The sequence below is a fragment of the Streptomyces sp. NPDC085596 genome, from assembly GCF_044541565.1.
Lineage (GTDB): Bacteria > Actinomycetota > Actinomycetes > Streptomycetales > Streptomycetaceae > Streptomyces.
In genome coordinates this window covers 493,282-507,904 of the sequence record NZ_JBITTC010000003.1, presented here as the reverse complement: position 1 = coordinate 507,904, position 14,623 = coordinate 493,282, and the positions used below count along the sequence as shown (strand labels likewise).

The following is a 14,623-nucleotide window of genomic DNA, read 5'->3' as shown; positions in this document are numbered from 1 at the left end:
GTCAGGCGGCCGGGGCGGGCAGCGTCACCTCGAAGCGGCAGCCGCCCGGGATGTTCCGCACGCTAGCCCGCCCCTGATGCGCCTCCACGATCCCCCGCACGATCGCCAGGCCGAGCCCCGCCCCCGCCGGTGGCGTCCGCGCGTCCGTGCCGCGCCAGCCGGTGTCGAAGACGCGCGGCAGATCCTCTTCGGGGATGCCTCCGCAGCCGTCCGTGACCGACAGCACCACGCCCTCCGGCGCCCGCCGGGCCGCGACGGCGACCGTGCCGTCGGCCGGGGTCCGGCGGATGGCGTTGACCAGCAGGTTGGCGATGACCCGGCTCATCTCCTTGCCGTCCACCTCGACCGGCACCGGCCGCACCCCGTCGCCCACCAGCCGTACGCCGTGCTCGCGGGCGAGGGGGCCGACCCCGGCGAGGGCGTCGCCCACCAGGTCGTACAGCGAGATCCGGGAGGGGCTGAGCGGGAGCGTGCCGGCGTGGATGCGGGAGAGTTCGAAGAGGTCGCCGACCATGCCGTCGAGGCGTTCCACCTCGGTGCGGATCTGCCGGAGATAGCGAACCGGATCGGCGGCCACCCCGTCCTCCAGCGCCTCCGACATGGCGCGCAGACCGGCCAGCGGGGTACGCAGATCGTGCGAGATCCAGGCGACGAGTTCCCGCCGGGACGCCTCCAGGGCCCGTTCGCGTTCACGGGAGGCGGCCAGCCGGACACTGGTCGCGGCCAGTTCCCGGCTCAGGGCGTCCAGTTCGGCGGTGGCCGGTGCGGCAGGCGCGGCGAAGGCGCCGGCGTCGCCGAAACTCCGTGCCGCGTCGGTCAGTTCCCGGCTGCGGGCGACCACCCGGCGGCCCAGCAGCAGCGCGGTGGGCAGGGAGACGACGGCCGCCATGGCGACGACCGTGGTGACCACCCGCAGGTCGTGCGGGGACAGGAACATCGCCCACGCCACCGCCATGGTGCCCGCCAGCATGGCGAACACGCCGACACCCGCCACCACGGTGAGCGAGGTGGTCAGCGAGCGGCGCCGGACCAGCCTCAGCACGGCGGCGCCCAGCAGACCGGAGGTGGCGGCACCGAGGAAGGCGTAGAGGGCGATGAGGAGGTTGTCACGCACGTCGGTCCTCCACCTCCTCGGCGGACGCGTCCGGTTCGAACCGGTAGCCGACCCCCCAGACGGTGCGGATCAGCCGGGGCCGGGCCGGGTCGTCCTCGATCTTGCCGCGCAGCCGGCGGACATGGACGGTGACGGTGGACAGATCACCGAACTCCCAGCCCCACACCTCCCGCATCAGCTCCTCGCGGCCGAAGGCGCGGCCCGGATGCCGCAGAAGGAACGCCAGCAGATCGAACTCCCGCAGGGTCAGCGAGAGTTCGGTGCCGTTCTTGGTGGCACGACGGGCGCCCGGATCAATGGTCAGGCCCGCCGCCGCGAGCGGGCCGGAGGCGGCCGGCGCCCGGTCGGCGGGGCGGGTGCGGCGTAGCACCGACTCCACGCGCAGCACCAGTTCGCGTGGGCTGAACGGCTTCGTCACATAGTCGTCCGCGCCGACCTCCAGGCCGAGCACGCGGTCGTCCTCGTCGCCGCGCGCGGTGAGCATGATGACCGGTACCGGGCCGCGCTCGCGCAGCCGCGCGCACACCTCCAGGCCGTCCATGCCGGGCAGCATCAGGTCGAGCACCACCAGGTCGGGCCGGTGTCCGGCGGCGCGCGCGAGGGCGGAGGGTCCGTCGGCGGCGCGGTCCACCACATGTCCGGCACGGGACAGGTACCCGGCGACGACCTCCGCGACGGTCGGGTCGTCGTCCACGACCAGGACACGTCCGGCGGCCTGGGAAGGCGGGGCTGTGTACGGCTGCTGCATGCCTCCCAGCCTGGCACCACGCCTGGGTCCGGGCTGCCCCAGGGCTCCGACGTCCGCGTTTCGTAAGGAGCGGAAGTCCGGTTTGCGGCGATTCGGGTTCGTAGGGTGAAAGACGTGACCACCTCACCCCCACCCCCCGGTCCCGACGTGGACGTCGTGCTGCCCTGCCTGGACGAGGCCGAGGCCCTGCCCTGGGTGCTGGCCCGCATCCCGGCGGGCTGGCACGCGCTCGTCGTGGACAACGGTTCCACCGACGGCTCCGCCGAGGTCGCGCGCGCCCTGGGCGCGACCGTCGTACGCGAGGAACGGCGCGGGTTCGGCGCCGCCTGCCACGCCGGGCTGCTCGCCGCCACCGCCGACGTGGTGTGCTTCTGCGACTGCGACGCGTCCCTCGACCCACGCCTGTTGCTGCCCTTCGTCGAGGAGGTGCGCGCGGGTGGGGCCGACCTGGTGCTCGGGCGCCGTCGGCCGCAGGGGCGGGGGAGCTGGCCCGCGCACGCCCGCGCGGGCAACCTCGCGCTCTCCCTGCTGCTGCGCCGCCGTACCGGCCTCACCCTGCGCGACCTCGGCCCGCTGCGCGCCGCCCGCCGCGAGCCGCTGCTCTCCCTCGGCCTCACCGACCGGCGCAGCGGCTACCCACTGGAGATGGTGGTCCGCGCGGCCGACGCGGGCTGGCGGGTCACCGAGCACGACGTGCCGTACCTGCCGCGCTCCGGCGCCTCCAAGGTGACCGGCACCTGGCGCGGCACCTGGCAGGCGGTACGCGACATGAGCCGGGTCCTGCGCGACACGCCCCCGGCGGAGCGGGAGCGGACGGCACCGGGGGGTACCCGGTGACGGCGGGGCCTCCCACCGGCGGCGACGGCGAGCGAATCGCACCTGACCGCGCCCCCCTCGTCCCGGCCCCAGGAGACAGTCCATGACCACTCTCCTCGTGATCGCCAAGGAACCCCGGCCGGGCAGGGTCAAGACCCGGCTCACTCCGCCGTTCTCGCCGGCGCAGGCCGCCGCGCTCGCCGAGGCCGCGCTCGCGGACACGCTGCGCGCGGTGGCCGCCACCCCGGCCCGGCGGCGAGTGCTGGTGCTGGACGGGCGGCCGGGACCCTGGCTGCCGGACGGGTTCGAGGTCGTACCGCAGTGCGCGGGCGGCCTCGACGAACGGCTCGCGGACGCTTTCGCCCACTGCACCGGCCCCGCCCTGCTGGTCGGCATGGACACCCCCCAGATCACCCCGGACCTGCTGACCGCCGACTTCACGGACTGCGACGCCCGCTTCGGCCCGGCGGAGGACGGTGGTTTCTGGGCTCTCGGCCTCGCGCGCCCCGAACCAGAGCTGCTGCGGGGCGTCCCGATGTCCGTGCCCGAGACGGGGACGGTGCAGCGGGAGCGGCTGGTGGCGGCCGGGCTGCGGGTGCGGGATCTGCCCCGGCTCCGGGACGTCGACACCGCCACCGACGCCCGCGCCGTCGCCGCCCTCGCACCGGACACCGCATTCGCCGCGCGACTGGCGGCCTTCACCCACCACGGAGCGTCATGAGCACCTCGACCACAGCACCCGCGTGGGAAGCATCCGACCCGTACGCCACCGCGCTGCGCACCGGCCGGGGACCGCTGTTCCTGCGCCGTGGCGACGGCTGGCTGCTGCCGCTGGACGTCGAGCGCTGGTGCGCGCGCGCCGACGCCGTGGACCGGGCGGTGCTGGAGCGCTGCGAAGGGCCCGTGCTCGACGTGGGCTGCGGACCCGGCCGGCTGATCGCGGAACTCGCCGGGCGCGGCCGCAGCGCCCTCGGCGTCGATGTGAGCGAGGCGGCGGTGGCCCGTACCCACACGCTCGGCGGCCGGGCGCTGCACCGCTCGGTCTTCGACCCGCTGCCCGGCGAGGGTGACTGGGGCACGGTGCTGCTCATGGACGGCAATGTGGGCATCGGCGGCGACGTACGCGTCCTGCTGCACCGGATGAGTGAACTCCTCTGCCCAGGCGGTCTGTTGATCGCCGAGACCGTGCCCGGTGAGATCGACGAGCGGGCCCGCGTGCAGGTGGTGGACGTGGCCCACGGCGGGGAAGCGGTGGGCGAGCCCTTCCCCTGGGCGCGGGTCGGCAGCCCGGCGCTGCTGAAGCGCGCACGGCGGGCCGGCTGGCGGGCGGTCGCTCAGTGGGCCGCGGGCGACCGGTGCTTCGTCGCCCTGCGCAGCCGCAGGGCGAGCAGCAGCGCGGAGCCGCCGAACAGGGCGGCGGTGATCAGCAGCCAGCGGGGCAGGAACAGATTCGGGTCGAGTCCGGTGGCCGACCGGTAGCGGTCGGCCGAGGCACCGAGGATCAGCGGCCACCACACCAGCAGCGCCAGCCCGGACAGCACGGCCGGCACCCGCACGTACAGCATCCAGGAGCGCCGCCCGGCTGCGACGGACCCCGCCGCCAGCGCGCGGTCGAGCGCGGAGTACAGCGGCAGCAGCACCAGGTCGTGCAGCAGTGCCGCCCCCGCGAACCAGAGGGCCACCGCGAGCCAGTCGTCGGCGAGCAGACGGACGCCCGCGTAGGCGGCGAGCGCGAACGAGCCGGCCAGCAGCAGCAGTTGCAGCGGGCTGCCGAACGGAACACGGGTCGGCCTCGGCAGTCGCATCACAGTTCTCCGAAGGTCAGCCGGGCCACCCACTTGGTGTTGAGGACGCCGGGTGCGGCGGGCACGATGATCCGCGCCGGAAAGCCGTGGTCGGGTGAGAGAGCCTCGCCGTTGACGTACAGGGCGAGCAGGGAGCGCGGGTCGGACACCTGGTTGGCACGCAGCGCCGCACGGCGGAAGGCGCCGTGCCGCTGGAGGGACTCCACGAACACGTCGGGCGGGTCGCCGCCGTACCCGGCGAGCGCGGCGAGGTCGCGCAGCCGCACCCCGCGCCACCACTGGTCGCTCGTGGACCAGCCCTCCACGCACGCGATCGGCAGCGACGAGCTGTGCTGGGGCAGGCGGAGCAGGTCGGCGCGGCCGAGCCGCACGGTCCCGGCCGGTCCGGTGACGACCAGCCGCCAGGCGTCCGGATGCGTGTCCGCGTCGGTGATCCCCGCGTAGCGGGCCGTCTTGTTGATCTGGAAGCCGTTCGGGCCGCCACCGGGATCGGAGCCGCCGTGCGGCGCGAGCAGCGCGGTACGCCGCAGCGGGCCGCCGAGACTCTGCCCCACGGTCGTCACGAACAACAGCAGCGAACCACCGCCGACCAGCCACAGCGCGCCACGCCGGGACACGGTGGGCGGGGCGGGGTCCGGTGCCGTCAGCCCAGCCTCGTCCCGCCGCCACCCCCGTACGGTCCGCACGGCCATCGGTGTCCTCAAGGCCGCGTGGACGACGAACGCGGCGATGAACACCCAGGCGCCGTAGAAGTGCAGGGGGTAGAACGAACCGGGGAAGACGTACTCCAGTTGGATGTTGAGCAGCCCGGTGACGAACTGGAACAGGGCACCCCCGACCAGGAGCAGCAGGGAAACGCGCTCCAGCGCGTGCGCCACCGAACGGGCCGGCGGCAGCGTGAACAGCTTCGGCACCACCGACCAGAGCTTGGCCAGCAGCACCGGGACCAGGGTGACGCCCAGCGTGACGTGGACGCCCTGGGTCAGCCGGTACAGCCAGGACGGCCCGGCCGGCCAGTCGAACAGGTAGAAGCCGAGAAGACCCTTGTCCGGGGTCGTGTCGTTCACCGGTGAGAGGTCCGGGTTGTAGGCGGCGTAGGACACCAGACCGGTCACGAACAGCACGCTGATGCCGCCGAGCAGCACCAGCCCGAGCACCGCGGTGAACCAGGTGCCGCGCACTGGACTGCGCCAGAAGCCGGGAGAGGTGGGAAGCCGTGGATCGTCGCGCATGCCCCGACCGTAGGCCCGGGAACACCCCGGAACGGCGGTGCGACCCATGACGAAACGCTGACGTCCGGCCCGGAAGGCGGACCCGGCCCGCCCCTACGGCCTAGCGTGCCGGTGTGATCCACCGCCAGCCCCACACCCCACGCCGCGACCTGTACGCCGCCGCGGCGGCCGTACTGCTGGTGACGGCCGCCGTCCTGGTCGGCCGTCACATCCAGGACGCCCACCACACGCTGTTCGTGCACTGGCCCCCGCTCTTCGCCGACTGGGACCCGCACCTCGGCCCCGGCACCCCGGCCGCGCTGGTCCTCGCGGCAGCCGGAGTGGCGTACGGGCCCACGCTCGCCGCCCGGCTGCCCTGGCGGGCACTGCCCTGGGTGACCTGGGCGGGGTCGGCCGCCTGGATCGTCTCCCTGGCCCTGATCGACGGCTGGCACGACGGCATCGCCACCCGGCTCACCACCGCGAACGAATACCTCCAGGTCATCGGCCGGTTCCACGACATCCCGGCCACCCTGCGCGGCTTCGACGACCACATCCTCGCCGGCGTCCCCGGCAATTGGCCCGCCCATGTCGCCGGCCATCCCCCCGCCGCCACGCTCACCTTCGTCCTGCTGGACCGGATCGGGCTGGGCGGTGGCGGCTGGGCCGGGATGTGGTGCGTGGTGCTCGGCGCGTCCGCCTCCGCCGCGGTCCTGGTCACCGTGCGAGCGCTGGCCGGCGAGAGCCTCGCCCGGCGGGCGGCGCCCTTCCTGGTCCTCGCACCGGCCGCGGTCTGGATGGGTGCCTCGGCCGACGCCTACTTCGCGGCGGTGGCCGCCTGGGCACTGGCCTGCCTCGCGCTCGCGCTCACCCGGCGCTCCCTGCCCTGGGCGGGTGCTTCCGGCCTGCTCGCCGGCCTGACCTGCTACCTCTCCTACGGCCTCACCCTGATCGCCCTCATCGGACTCGCGGTGGTCGTCCTCGCCCGCGCGGATCTCCGGGCCCGCCCCGTGATCGTGCTGCCCTTCCTCGCCGGACTGGCCGTCACCCCCGTCGTGTTCGGCCTGCTCGGATTCAACTGGTGGACGGCCTACCACCTCCTCGTGACGCGCTACTACCAGGGCGTCGGCGGTACCCGCCCGTACAGCTACTGGATCTGGGCCAACCTCGCCTGCGCCGCGATCATCACCGGCCCGGCGACGGCAGCGGCCCTCCCGCGCACCGCCGGCTCCCTCACCCACCGGGACGACCGCCCCGCCACCCACCTCGCCCTGATCGTCGGGGCCGCCCTGGCCGCTCTGCTGATCGCGGACCTGTCCGGCATGAGCAAGGCGGAGACGGAACGCATCTGGCTGCCCTTCGCGGTGTGGCTGCTGCCCGCCGGCGCCCTTCTCCCACACTCCCGAGCGTGGCTGGCCGCCCAGGTGATCCTGGCACTGCTGCTCAACCACCTTCTGCTGACGGGGTGGTGAGTCACCCTGGGTCAGCTGGAGGTCCCGCGCTGATGCGTCAGGCCGAGCTGGTACCAGCTCCCGGACCTGCCCCCGAGGTCGGCCGGGCCCGCCGGGCCGGTCCGCATGAACCCGGCCTTGACCAGGACCCGTTGGGACGCGGTGTTCTCGTGCGCGGTGGCCGCCCGGAGGGTGTGCAGGGCGTGCCGCGTGATCGCGAGGTCGCACAACCTCCTTACGGCCGCTGTCGCCACACCCTGTCCGGTGGCGTGCTCCGCGACCCGGTAGCCGAGTTCGGCGGTGCCGTCCAGGAGGTCGTAGAGGTTGAAGCGGCCCAGGACCGTGCCGTCCTCGGTGACGAGCACATAGAAGGCACAAGCGCCGGTGGCCTGTTCGGCGAGCAGGGCGTCGTACCGGTCGGTGAAGCGGGCGAAGTACTCGTCGCCACGGTCGGGGACGGCGGCGGCGAAGTAGTCCCGGTTGGTCAGCTCGAACGCCAGGACCGACGGGGCCAGTTCGTCGCTCAGCTGCTTCAGTTCGGCCGCCGCCCGGCCCCGCTCAGCGGCGGACATCCACCGAGGCCAGGAAGTCGCCGATCAACGCCGTGAGAGCTGCGGGCTGTTCGAGCGTGCTGCTGTGCCCCGCCCCAGGCACCACTTCCAGCCGGGCCCCCTCGATGGCGGCCGCCACCCGCTCCGCGTCGGCGAGGGGAGTGGCCACGTCGTCGGCGCCGACGGCGACCAGCGTGGGTACGGAGACTCGGCCCAACTCAGCCTGCACGGACGCCCGGTCGATGACGCCGAGTACCGCCTTGCGTATGCCTGCCCGCTCGCAGCGCCGCAGGCGTCGTACCCACTCGTCGATCACGGGCCGGCTTGCCGGGGCGGTGAGGAAGCCGGGGCCGAACATCGCGGCCTTCACCTTCCCCAGGACCGGCCCGACCCCCGTGAAGCGGTAGACGCGCGCCAGCAGCCGGTACTCGGCGGCCTTTTGCGCGTGCTCGCCGTCCGCGCTCGTGTCCAACAGCGTGAGTGAGCGCAGGAGTTCGCCGTGGCGTGCCGCGATGCGCTGACCGACGAAGCCGCCCATGGAGAGGCCGACGTAGTGCACGGGCCCGAGGCTGAGATGGCCGATCAGGGCGACGGCGTCGGCGGTGAGGGTGTCCATGTCGTACCCGGACGCCGTCGCGGGGGTGTCGCCCTGGCCCCGCCAGTCCACGGTCACACAGCGGTAGTGCTCCCGGAGCACCTCGATCTGCGGATGGAACATCCAGCCGCTGAAGAGCAGCCCGTGACCGAAGACGACGGCGGGCGCGTCAGGCTTTCCGGGAGGTGCCCCGGTGTCGGTGTACGCGATCGCTGCGCCATTGACCTCGACAGTGGGCACGTGCGGCTCCTTCGCTTCGCAAGCGTCTGCGGGTGGGAGCCGAGCATAGGGACGTACCGAGCCAATGGCACAGCGGCGTGGGCGAGTTGGATCTACTTCATCGCCTTGGGTTGGCGGAGGTCGTCTGATTTGGCCCGTCAGGAGCTGACGCTGCGGCTACTTTGAACGCGCACAGCCCACAGACGTCTCGTCCCGCGAGGAGCGCCATGAGCCTGAGCATCCGCAACCAGATCCCCGGCACCGTCACCGACATCGCCCACGGCGAGGTGATGGCGACCGTGAAGGTGCGCCTCGACGGCGGCCACGACCTCACCGCCGCGATCACCCTGGAGTCCGTCAAGGACCTCGGCCTCGCCGAGGGCTCCGCCGTCCGCGCCCTGATGAAGGCCACCGAGGTGGCGCTCGCCACCGAGCGGGTGCGGGGGCTGTCCATCCGCAACCAGCTGCCCGGCACGGTCAGCTCCGTCGCCCTCGGCGGCGCGATGGCGACGGTGACCGTCACCGTCGACGGCGGCGCGCTCACGGCGGCCGTCACCAGGGACGCGGTGACCGACCTCGGCCTGGCGGCCGGCTCACCGGTCGTCGTGCTGATCAAGTCGACCGAGGTGTCGCTGGCGACTGCGTAGGGACCGGTGACCGGCTAGGCGGGCGGGTGCGTGCCGACCTCGGCCCGTGCCCGTCCTCGCGGGGGCACACCGCCCCAAATGGCTCCGCGCCATCGACTACCTCACCGAGGACCGCCGCGGCTTCTGGGAGAACGCGGCCACCACAACATCGGCGCCCCTTGGCGGGAACAGCGCTACTCGCATCAGGAGTGACCAGGGAGCCTTCGTCCGCCTGGGTAAGCGTGTGCCCGGCTGGGCACGCATTGCCCTGACGGGTGGCCGGAGGTGCGGGCGGGTCGGGTGGTCCGGCCGTGTGCCGGGCGCGAGGGAGTGACGACGTCGAAGGCGCTGCCATGGAGCTGAATCACGAGGACCGGGCGACCGCGGGCCGCAGGCCGTCGGTGCGGGCGCTCGCCGCCGGGTCGGTGGGCAACTTCATCGAGTGGTACGAGTTCGGTGTCTACGGCTACTTCGCCACGGTCATCGCGGAACGCTTCTTCACACCGGCCGGCGGCGGCACGGTCGAGGGCCTGGTCAAGACGTACGCCGCCTTCGCGCTCGCGTTCTTCTTCCGCCCGGTCGGCGCGGCCCTGTTCGGGCGGCTCGGGGACCGGATCGGGCGGCGGCCGGTGCTGATCCTGGTGATCTCGCTGATGACGGTGACGACGGCACTGATCGGCACGCTGCCGACCTACGCCACGGTGGGCGTCCTGGCGCCGTGGCTGCTGACACTGCTCCGCGTGCTCCAAGGGCTTTCCGCAGGAGGGGAGTTCGGGGGCGCGGTAGCGATGATGACCGAGTTCGCGCCGCCGGGCAGGCGGGGACTGTACGGGGCGTGGCAGTCGTTCACCGTGGCGCTCGGGCTGCTGGGCGGGGCGGGTGTCGCGGCGGGGCTGGCGAGCGCGCTGAACGAGGCCCAACTGAGCCAGTGGGGCTGGCGGTTGCCCTTCCTGCTGGCGCTGCCGATGGGGCTGGGAGCGCTGTGGCTCCGGTTGCGGCTGGACGAGACGCCGTCCTTCCGGGAGCAGGGACGGCAGGACGCGGCCGAGTCCCTCCCCGCGCGGGACGTGGTGTGGGCCGTCGCGCTGGGCGCCGGACGGGTGATGGGCTGGGCGGCCGCCGGCTATGCCTTCCTCGTCGTGCTGCCGTCGTACCTCCAGACGGCCCTGCATGCCACCTTCCGGGAAGCGCTGACCGCGACCGTGCTCGCCAACCTCGGCTTCGCCGCCACGATCATCCCGGCGGGCCTGCTGAGTGACCGGATCGGGCGCCGGCCGGTGATGCTGACAGGGGCGGGCCTGGTCGTGGTGCTGGCGGTTCCCTTGCTCAACCTCCTTCAGAGTCAGAGCACTTCGACCCTCCTCAAGGGGCTGGCCGTGCTGCTCGCGGGCGCGATCGTCGGGCTGATGGCCGGGCCGGGCCCCGCGCTGCTCGCGGAGATGTTCCCGACACAGGTGCGCTGTACGGGGCTCGGACTCGCCTACGCCCTGTCCAATGCCGTGTTCTCGGGCTGTGCGGGGCTCATCATCACGGAGGCCGTGAAGCGGACCGGGAACGTGGACGTACCGGCCTACTACGCGGCGGTGGCCTGCGCGGTGAGCATGCTCGCCCTCTTCAAGAGCACCACTTTCAACGGCACTGCGGGAAAGGCGGGTTGGACGGATGCTGGTGATCGGCCTGATGTCGGGAACGTCGTTCGACGGCATTGACGCGGCGGCGGCCGAGCTGCGCCTCGCCGGGGACACGCTCCTCCTGAAGCCGCTCGGGATGGTGAGCGAGCCGTACGACGCCGGCCTGCGGGAGCTGCTCGCCGGAGCGCTGCCACCGGCGGCCGTACCGCTGGCCGACGTGTGCCGGCTCGACACCCTGATCGGGCAGGCGTTCGCGGCGGCGGCCGCTCGGGTGAACTCCGAAGTATGTGGCGGAAGAGCTGAGTTGATCGCCTCGCACGGGCAGACGGTGTACCACTGGGTGGACGGTGACCGGGTGCGCGGCACCCTGCAGCTCGGGCAGCCCGCCTGGATCGCCGAGGCGACCGGGCTGCCCGTCGTCGCCGACTTCCGGCCCCGTGACGTGGCCGCGGGCGGCCAGGGCGCGCCGCTGGTCAGCCTAGTCGACCTGCTGTGGCTGCGGAGCAGGCCGGGAACGCCGGTCGCGCTGAACATCGGCGGCATCGCCAACCTGACCGCGCCCGACGGGACGGCCTTCGACACCGGTCCGGGATGCGCGTTGACGGACGCGGCGGCCCGCGAGTCCAGCGGGGGCCGGCTGGCGTACGACGCCGACGGTGCGCTGGCCGCTCGCGGCCGGGTCCACCGCCCGCTGCTGGAAAGGCTGTTGGCGGACCCGTACTACGCGCGTCCCGCGCCCAAGACGACCGGCAAGGAGCTGTTCCACCCCGGCTATCTGCGGGCCACGGCCGACCCCGGGACCCTGTCCGGTCTGTCCGCCGAGGACATCCTCGCCACGCTCACCGAGCTGACGGCCCGCACGATCGCGGACGCCGTACGGTCGGTCTCCGCCACGGAGGTCATCGCCTCCGGCGGCGGCACCCGGAACCCTGTGCTGATGCGCTGCCTTAGCGCCATGGTCCCCGGCATCCCGGTACGCGTCTCGGACGACCTGGGCCTCCCCTCGGCCGCCAAGGAGGCGTACGCCTTCGCCGTCCTGGGCTTCCTCACCCTGCACGGCCTCGCCGGGACGGACCCCGTCAGCACGGGCGCCCGCCATCCGAGCATCCTGGGCTCCGTGACCCCCGGCCGCGACGGACTGAGGCTGCCCGCACGGGTGGAACAGGGGCCCGCGCGGCTGGAGTTGGAGTGAGCCGGCTTGGAGCTAGCGGCCTCAGAACGCGTACCGCACCCGCAGCCAGGGCGCGTGCGCCGCGACCAGCTCCGTCAGCCGCCGTACGCCCTCGCGCTTGACGTCGTCGCGGTAGCGCACGTTCAGGGCGCCGTTCTCCGAGCGCTTGGCCTGCTGGATCTCCGGGCGCCACAGCACTTCCTCGGCGCGCGGGTGCCAGCGCAGGTTCACGTCGTGCAGCTGCCGGTTGTGCGTCAGCATGATCATCTCGGCCGCCGCCTGCGCCTTCACGCGCGCGGGCAGTACGTCGTCCAAGTGCCGCAGCAGCTCCGCCCAGTCCTGCTCCCAGCCGGGGCGCAGCACGACGGGGGAGAGGTTGAAGTGCACCTCGTAGCCCGCGTCCAGGAAGTCACCGGCGGCGGCGATCCGCTCGGCAACCGGACTGGTCCGCACGTCCAGGAGCCGGGAGTCGCCGGGCGGCATCAGCGAGAAACGGATGCGGGTCGAGCCGCGCGGGTCCAGGCCGAGCAGGTCCCGGTTGACGTACTTGGTGGCGAAGGAGGCCATCGCGGTGGGCCACCGCCGGAAGGCGGCGACGAGGTCGGCGGTGTTGTCGCTGATCAGCGCGTCCACCGAGCAGTCCCCGTTCTCACCCGTGTCGTACACCCAGCGCTCCTCGTCGCACTGCGTGGGCTCCTGCTCCGGGCCGAGGGAGGTGATGTGCCGGTCCAGGGCGTCGATGACGTCCCCGATGTTGGTGAAGACGGTGATCGGGTTGGCGTACCCCTTGCGGCGCGGCACGTAGCAGTACGCGCAGGACATGGCGCAGCCGTTGGACGCGCCGGGCGCGATCCAGTCCGCGGAGCGCCCGTTGGGCCGTACGGTCAGCGACTTGCGCACCCCGAGGACCAGCGTCTGCCGCTTGACCCGCACCCAACGGTCGGCGTTGCCCTCGTTTCCGTGCAGGTGCGGGATGTTCCAGTGCGAGCCGACCTCCACGAGCCTCGCGCGGGGGAAACGGGCGATCACTTGCCGGCCGCGCGGTGAGAGGGCGGCGGCCGGCTCCGCGTAGATCTCCCGCACATCGAGCAACCGGGACGCCGGCTCCGGCGCACCGCTCGGCTCCGCCTCTTCGGCACCCAACATCTCGGCCAGCCCGAACAGGGCATCCGGGTCGCCGGAGGCGGAGGAGTAGGGCGAGGACACGGCAGCTCCAGGCGTACGGGAAACGAGGACTGGCGGCTCGGTCCCCTCCCGGCATCCCGCTCCGGTGGGGCTGTCCCATCCGCCTGCGGGGGCGAGGATCAGCAGTCGCCGGTGGAACCGGGTGAGTCGTCGCGCTGGGTGGTCTGGGCGACGCGCGTCAGCAGGCGGCGGAGCTGGCCCGCGTCGTTCTCGTCGAGATCGGCCAGGAGGCGGGCCTCGGCGGTGGAGAGCTGGCGGCGGCTGCGCTCCAGCTCGACACGGCCCTCGTCGGTTATGAGGACCTGCCGGGCGCGACGGTCGCGGGGGTCGGGACGACGGGTGATCAGTCCGCGCTTCTCGAGATCGTCCAGCAGGTACGTCATCACCGTGCGGTCCAGGCTCACCTGCTGCGCCAGGGCGAGCTGGGACGGCGGCTCGCCCGTCGCCAGGGCGACCAGGACCAGGTAGCCGCGCGGACCTCCGGGCAGGTCGGCGACCGAGCTGGTGGCGATCCTGCGGAACGCCGAGGAGACCTGGCGGATGGCCCAGCCCAGGTCGGTCTCGAGCCCGGAGCCGTCGGCGGCGGTGTCTGAAGCGGTCACCGCACCAATGTAGCGCACATTCCTGTGAGTGGACAGATAGTCTTGCGGGCAGAACATCTGTGGTGCATAGTTTTTGTGGGGCCCCGGAGACGGGACCCGAGACCGACCGCTCGCGGAGAGCAGGGATGAGACAGGAATGAGAACCGCGCCATGACGAAGAACAGCAACGGCTTGCAAGGCAGCACCGCACTGGTCACCGGCGCCACCTCCGGTATCGGCCGCGCCGTGGCGGAGAGCCTGGCCGCCCAGGGCGCGAAGGTGATCCTGCACGGCCGGGACCGAGCCCGAGGCGAAGCCCTGGCCCAGGACATAGGCGCCGCCCGCTTCATCGCGGCGGACCTCACCGACGCCGAGGAGGTCCTCCGCCTGGCGGCCGAGGCGGGCGAGGTGGACATCCTCGTCAACAGCGCGGGCGTCTACGACTTCGCGCCCACCGCGTCGACCGGCGCGGCCGCCTTCGACCGCCACATCGCGGTCAACACCCGTGCCCCCTTCCTGCTGGTCGGCGCCCTCGCTCCCGCGATGGCCGAGCGCGGCCACGGTTCGATCGTCACGATCGGCTCCAGTGCCGCCCGTATGCCGGCACCCATCGGCGCCGCCTACGGCGCGTCCAAGGCCGGCGTCGAAATCCTCACCCGCTACTGGGCCACCGAGTACGGCTCCCACGGAGTCCGCGTCAACACCGTCTCCCCGGGCCCCGTCCGCACCGAGGGCGTCACCGCCATATTCGGCGACCGGACCGCCGTCCTGGACCAGGTGAACGCCCGCGGCCGGGCGGGCGAGCCGAGCGAGATCGCCGAGATAGTGACATTCCTGGTCAGCCCGGCGAGCAGCTACATGAACGGCGCGATCCTCTACGCGGACGGAGGAGAACTCAGCACCCTGCCCGGCTGACCGC

The 14,623-nt window shown here is 73.0% G+C and carries 15 protein-coding genes and 1 pseudogene; 8 read left to right on the top strand and 8 right to left on the bottom strand.

The genetic code is table 11. The features are described 5' to 3' along the window. Window position 1: 1 nt before the first annotated feature. Window positions 2-1,114 (bottom strand): sensor histidine kinase, encoded by a 1,113-nt coding sequence (locus tag ACIGA3_RS12330; RefSeq protein ID WP_399713623.1) that lies wholly within the window; start codon window positions 1,112-1,114, stop codon window positions 2-4. Further along, complete coding sequence (locus tag ACIGA3_RS12325) at window positions 1,107-1,862, bottom strand: response regulator transcription factor (RefSeq protein ID WP_399713620.1); 756 nt, start codon at window positions 1,860-1,862, stop codon at window positions 1,107-1,109. The genes ACIGA3_RS12330 and ACIGA3_RS12325 overlap by 8 nt, the downstream gene beginning before the upstream one ends. A gap of 105 nt (window positions 1,863-1,967) precedes the next feature. Between ACIGA3_RS12325 and ACIGA3_RS12320 the strand changes: the two genes are divergently transcribed. The 3 genes and pseudogenes from ACIGA3_RS12320 to ACIGA3_RS12310 all read left to right on the top strand — a co-directional run. Next, window positions 1,968-2,699 (top strand): glycosyltransferase family 2 protein, encoded by a 732-nt coding sequence (locus ACIGA3_RS12320; protein WP_399713618.1) that lies wholly within the window; start codon window positions 1,968-1,970, stop codon window positions 2,697-2,699. An 82-nt stretch (window positions 2,700-2,781) separates the two neighbouring features. After that, window positions 2,782-3,399 carry a DUF2064 domain-containing protein gene (locus tag ACIGA3_RS12315; protein WP_399713615.1) on the top strand — a complete coding sequence of 206 codons (618 nt, stop codon included), beginning with the start codon at window positions 2,782-2,784 and terminating at the stop codon, window positions 3,397-3,399. Next, window positions 3,396-3,815, top strand: a pseudogene (locus tag ACIGA3_RS12310) (methyltransferase domain-containing protein); the annotation flags it as partial. The gene ACIGA3_RS12315 and the pseudogene ACIGA3_RS12310, both read left to right, overlap by 4 nt. Before the next feature lie 197 nt (window positions 3,816-4,012). Here ACIGA3_RS12310 and ACIGA3_RS12305 read toward each other — a convergent pair. Next, window positions 4,013-4,483, bottom strand: a complete 471-nt coding sequence (locus tag ACIGA3_RS12305; protein ID WP_399713612.1) for a hypothetical protein — start codon at window positions 4,481-4,483, stop codon at window positions 4,013-4,015. Next, the gene (locus ACIGA3_RS12300) at window positions 4,483-5,715 is read right to left on the bottom strand and encodes a molybdopterin-dependent oxidoreductase (protein WP_399713609.1); all 1,233 of its coding nucleotides are present in this window, start codon (window positions 5,713-5,715) and stop codon (window positions 4,483-4,485) included. The genes ACIGA3_RS12305 and ACIGA3_RS12300 overlap by 1 nt, the downstream gene beginning before the upstream one ends. Before the next feature lie 113 nt (window positions 5,716-5,828). Here ACIGA3_RS12300 and ACIGA3_RS12295 point away from each other — a divergent pair, with 113 nt between their 5' ends. Beyond that, complete coding sequence (locus ACIGA3_RS12295) at window positions 5,829-7,166, top strand: hypothetical protein (RefSeq protein WP_399713607.1); 1,338 nt, start codon at window positions 5,829-5,831, stop codon at window positions 7,164-7,166. Between the two features lie 11 nt (window positions 7,167-7,177). Here the strand turns inward: ACIGA3_RS12295 and ACIGA3_RS12290 are convergent, their stop codons facing one another. After that, window positions 7,178-7,717: a GNAT family N-acetyltransferase gene (locus ACIGA3_RS12290; RefSeq protein ID WP_399713605.1), complete on the bottom strand. Its 540-nt coding sequence runs from the start codon at window positions 7,715-7,717 to the stop codon at window positions 7,178-7,180. After that, complete coding sequence (locus ACIGA3_RS12285) at window positions 7,704-8,531, bottom strand: alpha/beta fold hydrolase (protein WP_399713602.1); 828 nt, start codon at window positions 8,529-8,531, stop codon at window positions 7,704-7,706. The genes ACIGA3_RS12290 and ACIGA3_RS12285 overlap by 14 nt, the downstream gene beginning before the upstream one ends. 206 nt (window positions 8,532-8,737) lie before the next feature. On the opposite strand from ACIGA3_RS12285, the gene ACIGA3_RS12280 reads away from it, so the two are divergent. The 3 genes from ACIGA3_RS12280 to ACIGA3_RS12270 all read left to right on the top strand — a co-directional run bounded on the left by ACIGA3_RS12280 (window position 8,738) and on the right by ACIGA3_RS12270 (window position 11,959). Beyond that, a complete protein-coding gene (locus tag ACIGA3_RS12280; protein WP_399713599.1) occupies window positions 8,738-9,157 on the top strand; it encodes a molybdopterin-binding protein in 420 nt (139 codons plus the stop codon). A gap of 332 nt (window positions 9,158-9,489) precedes the next feature. Continuing rightward, window positions 9,490-10,845 carry an MFS transporter gene (locus ACIGA3_RS12275; RefSeq protein ID WP_399713596.1) on the top strand — a complete coding sequence of 452 codons (1,356 nt, stop codon included), beginning with the start codon at window positions 9,490-9,492 and terminating at the stop codon, window positions 10,843-10,845. Next, entirely contained in the window at window positions 10,799-11,959 is a 1,161-nt protein-coding gene (locus tag ACIGA3_RS12270) for an anhydro-N-acetylmuramic acid kinase (RefSeq protein ID WP_399713594.1), read from the top strand. The genes ACIGA3_RS12275 and ACIGA3_RS12270 overlap by 47 nt, the downstream gene beginning before the upstream one ends. Window positions 11,960-11,980: 21 nt before the next feature. On the opposite strand, the gene ACIGA3_RS12265 is transcribed toward ACIGA3_RS12270, so the two are convergent. Further along, window positions 11,981-13,084, bottom strand: coding sequence for a spore photoproduct lyase family protein (locus ACIGA3_RS12265; protein ID WP_399714018.1), 1,104 nt, complete (start codon window positions 13,082-13,084; stop codon window positions 11,981-11,983). A 158-nt stretch (window positions 13,085-13,242) separates the two neighbouring features. Then, the gene (locus ACIGA3_RS12260; protein WP_399713591.1) at window positions 13,243-13,725 is read right to left on the bottom strand and encodes a MarR family winged helix-turn-helix transcriptional regulator; all 483 of its coding nucleotides are present in this window, start codon (window positions 13,723-13,725) and stop codon (window positions 13,243-13,245) included. Window positions 13,726-13,875: 150 nt separating this feature from the next. Between ACIGA3_RS12260 and ACIGA3_RS12255 the strand changes: the two genes are divergently transcribed. After that, complete coding sequence (locus tag ACIGA3_RS12255) at window positions 13,876-14,619, top strand: SDR family NAD(P)-dependent oxidoreductase (protein WP_399713588.1); 744 nt, start codon at window positions 13,876-13,878, stop codon at window positions 14,617-14,619. Window positions 14,620-14,623 lie beyond the last annotated feature (4 nt).

Bases quoted from the DNA above. Each gene is read 5' to 3' on its own strand.
- ACIGA3_RS12325 (WP_399713620.1), bottom strand. From the start codon at position 1,862: ATGCAGCAGCCGTACACAGCCCCGCCTTCCCAGGCCGCCGGACGTGTC.
- ACIGA3_RS12275 (WP_399713596.1), top strand. From the start codon at position 9,490: ATGGAGCTGAATCACGAGGACCGGGCGACCGCGGGCCGCAGGCCGTCG.
- ACIGA3_RS12305 (WP_399713612.1), bottom strand. From the start codon at position 4,483: ATGCGACTGCCGAGGCCGACCCGTGTTCCGTTCGGCAGCCCGCTGCAA.
- ACIGA3_RS12280 (WP_399713599.1), top strand. From the start codon at position 8,738: ATGAGCCTGAGCATCCGCAACCAGATCCCCGGCACCGTCACCGACATC.
- ACIGA3_RS12315 (WP_399713615.1), top strand. From the start codon at position 2,782: ATGACCACTCTCCTCGTGATCGCCAAGGAACCCCGGCCGGGCAGGGTC.
- ACIGA3_RS12265 (WP_399714018.1), bottom strand. From the start codon at position 13,084: ATGTTGGGTGCCGAAGAGGCGGAGCCGAGCGGTGCGCCGGAGCCGGCG.
- ACIGA3_RS12255 (WP_399713588.1), top strand. From the start codon at position 13,876: ATGACGAAGAACAGCAACGGCTTGCAAGGCAGCACCGCACTGGTCACC.
- ACIGA3_RS12300 (WP_399713609.1), bottom strand. From the start codon at position 5,715: ATGCGCGACGATCCACGGCTTCCCACCTCTCCCGGCTTCTGGCGCAGT.
- ACIGA3_RS12290 (WP_399713605.1), bottom strand. From the start codon at position 7,717: ATGTCCGCCGCTGAGCGGGGCCGGGCGGCGGCCGAACTGAAGCAGCTG.
- ACIGA3_RS12270 (WP_399713594.1), top strand. From the start codon at position 10,799: ATGCTGGTGATCGGCCTGATGTCGGGAACGTCGTTCGACGGCATTGAC.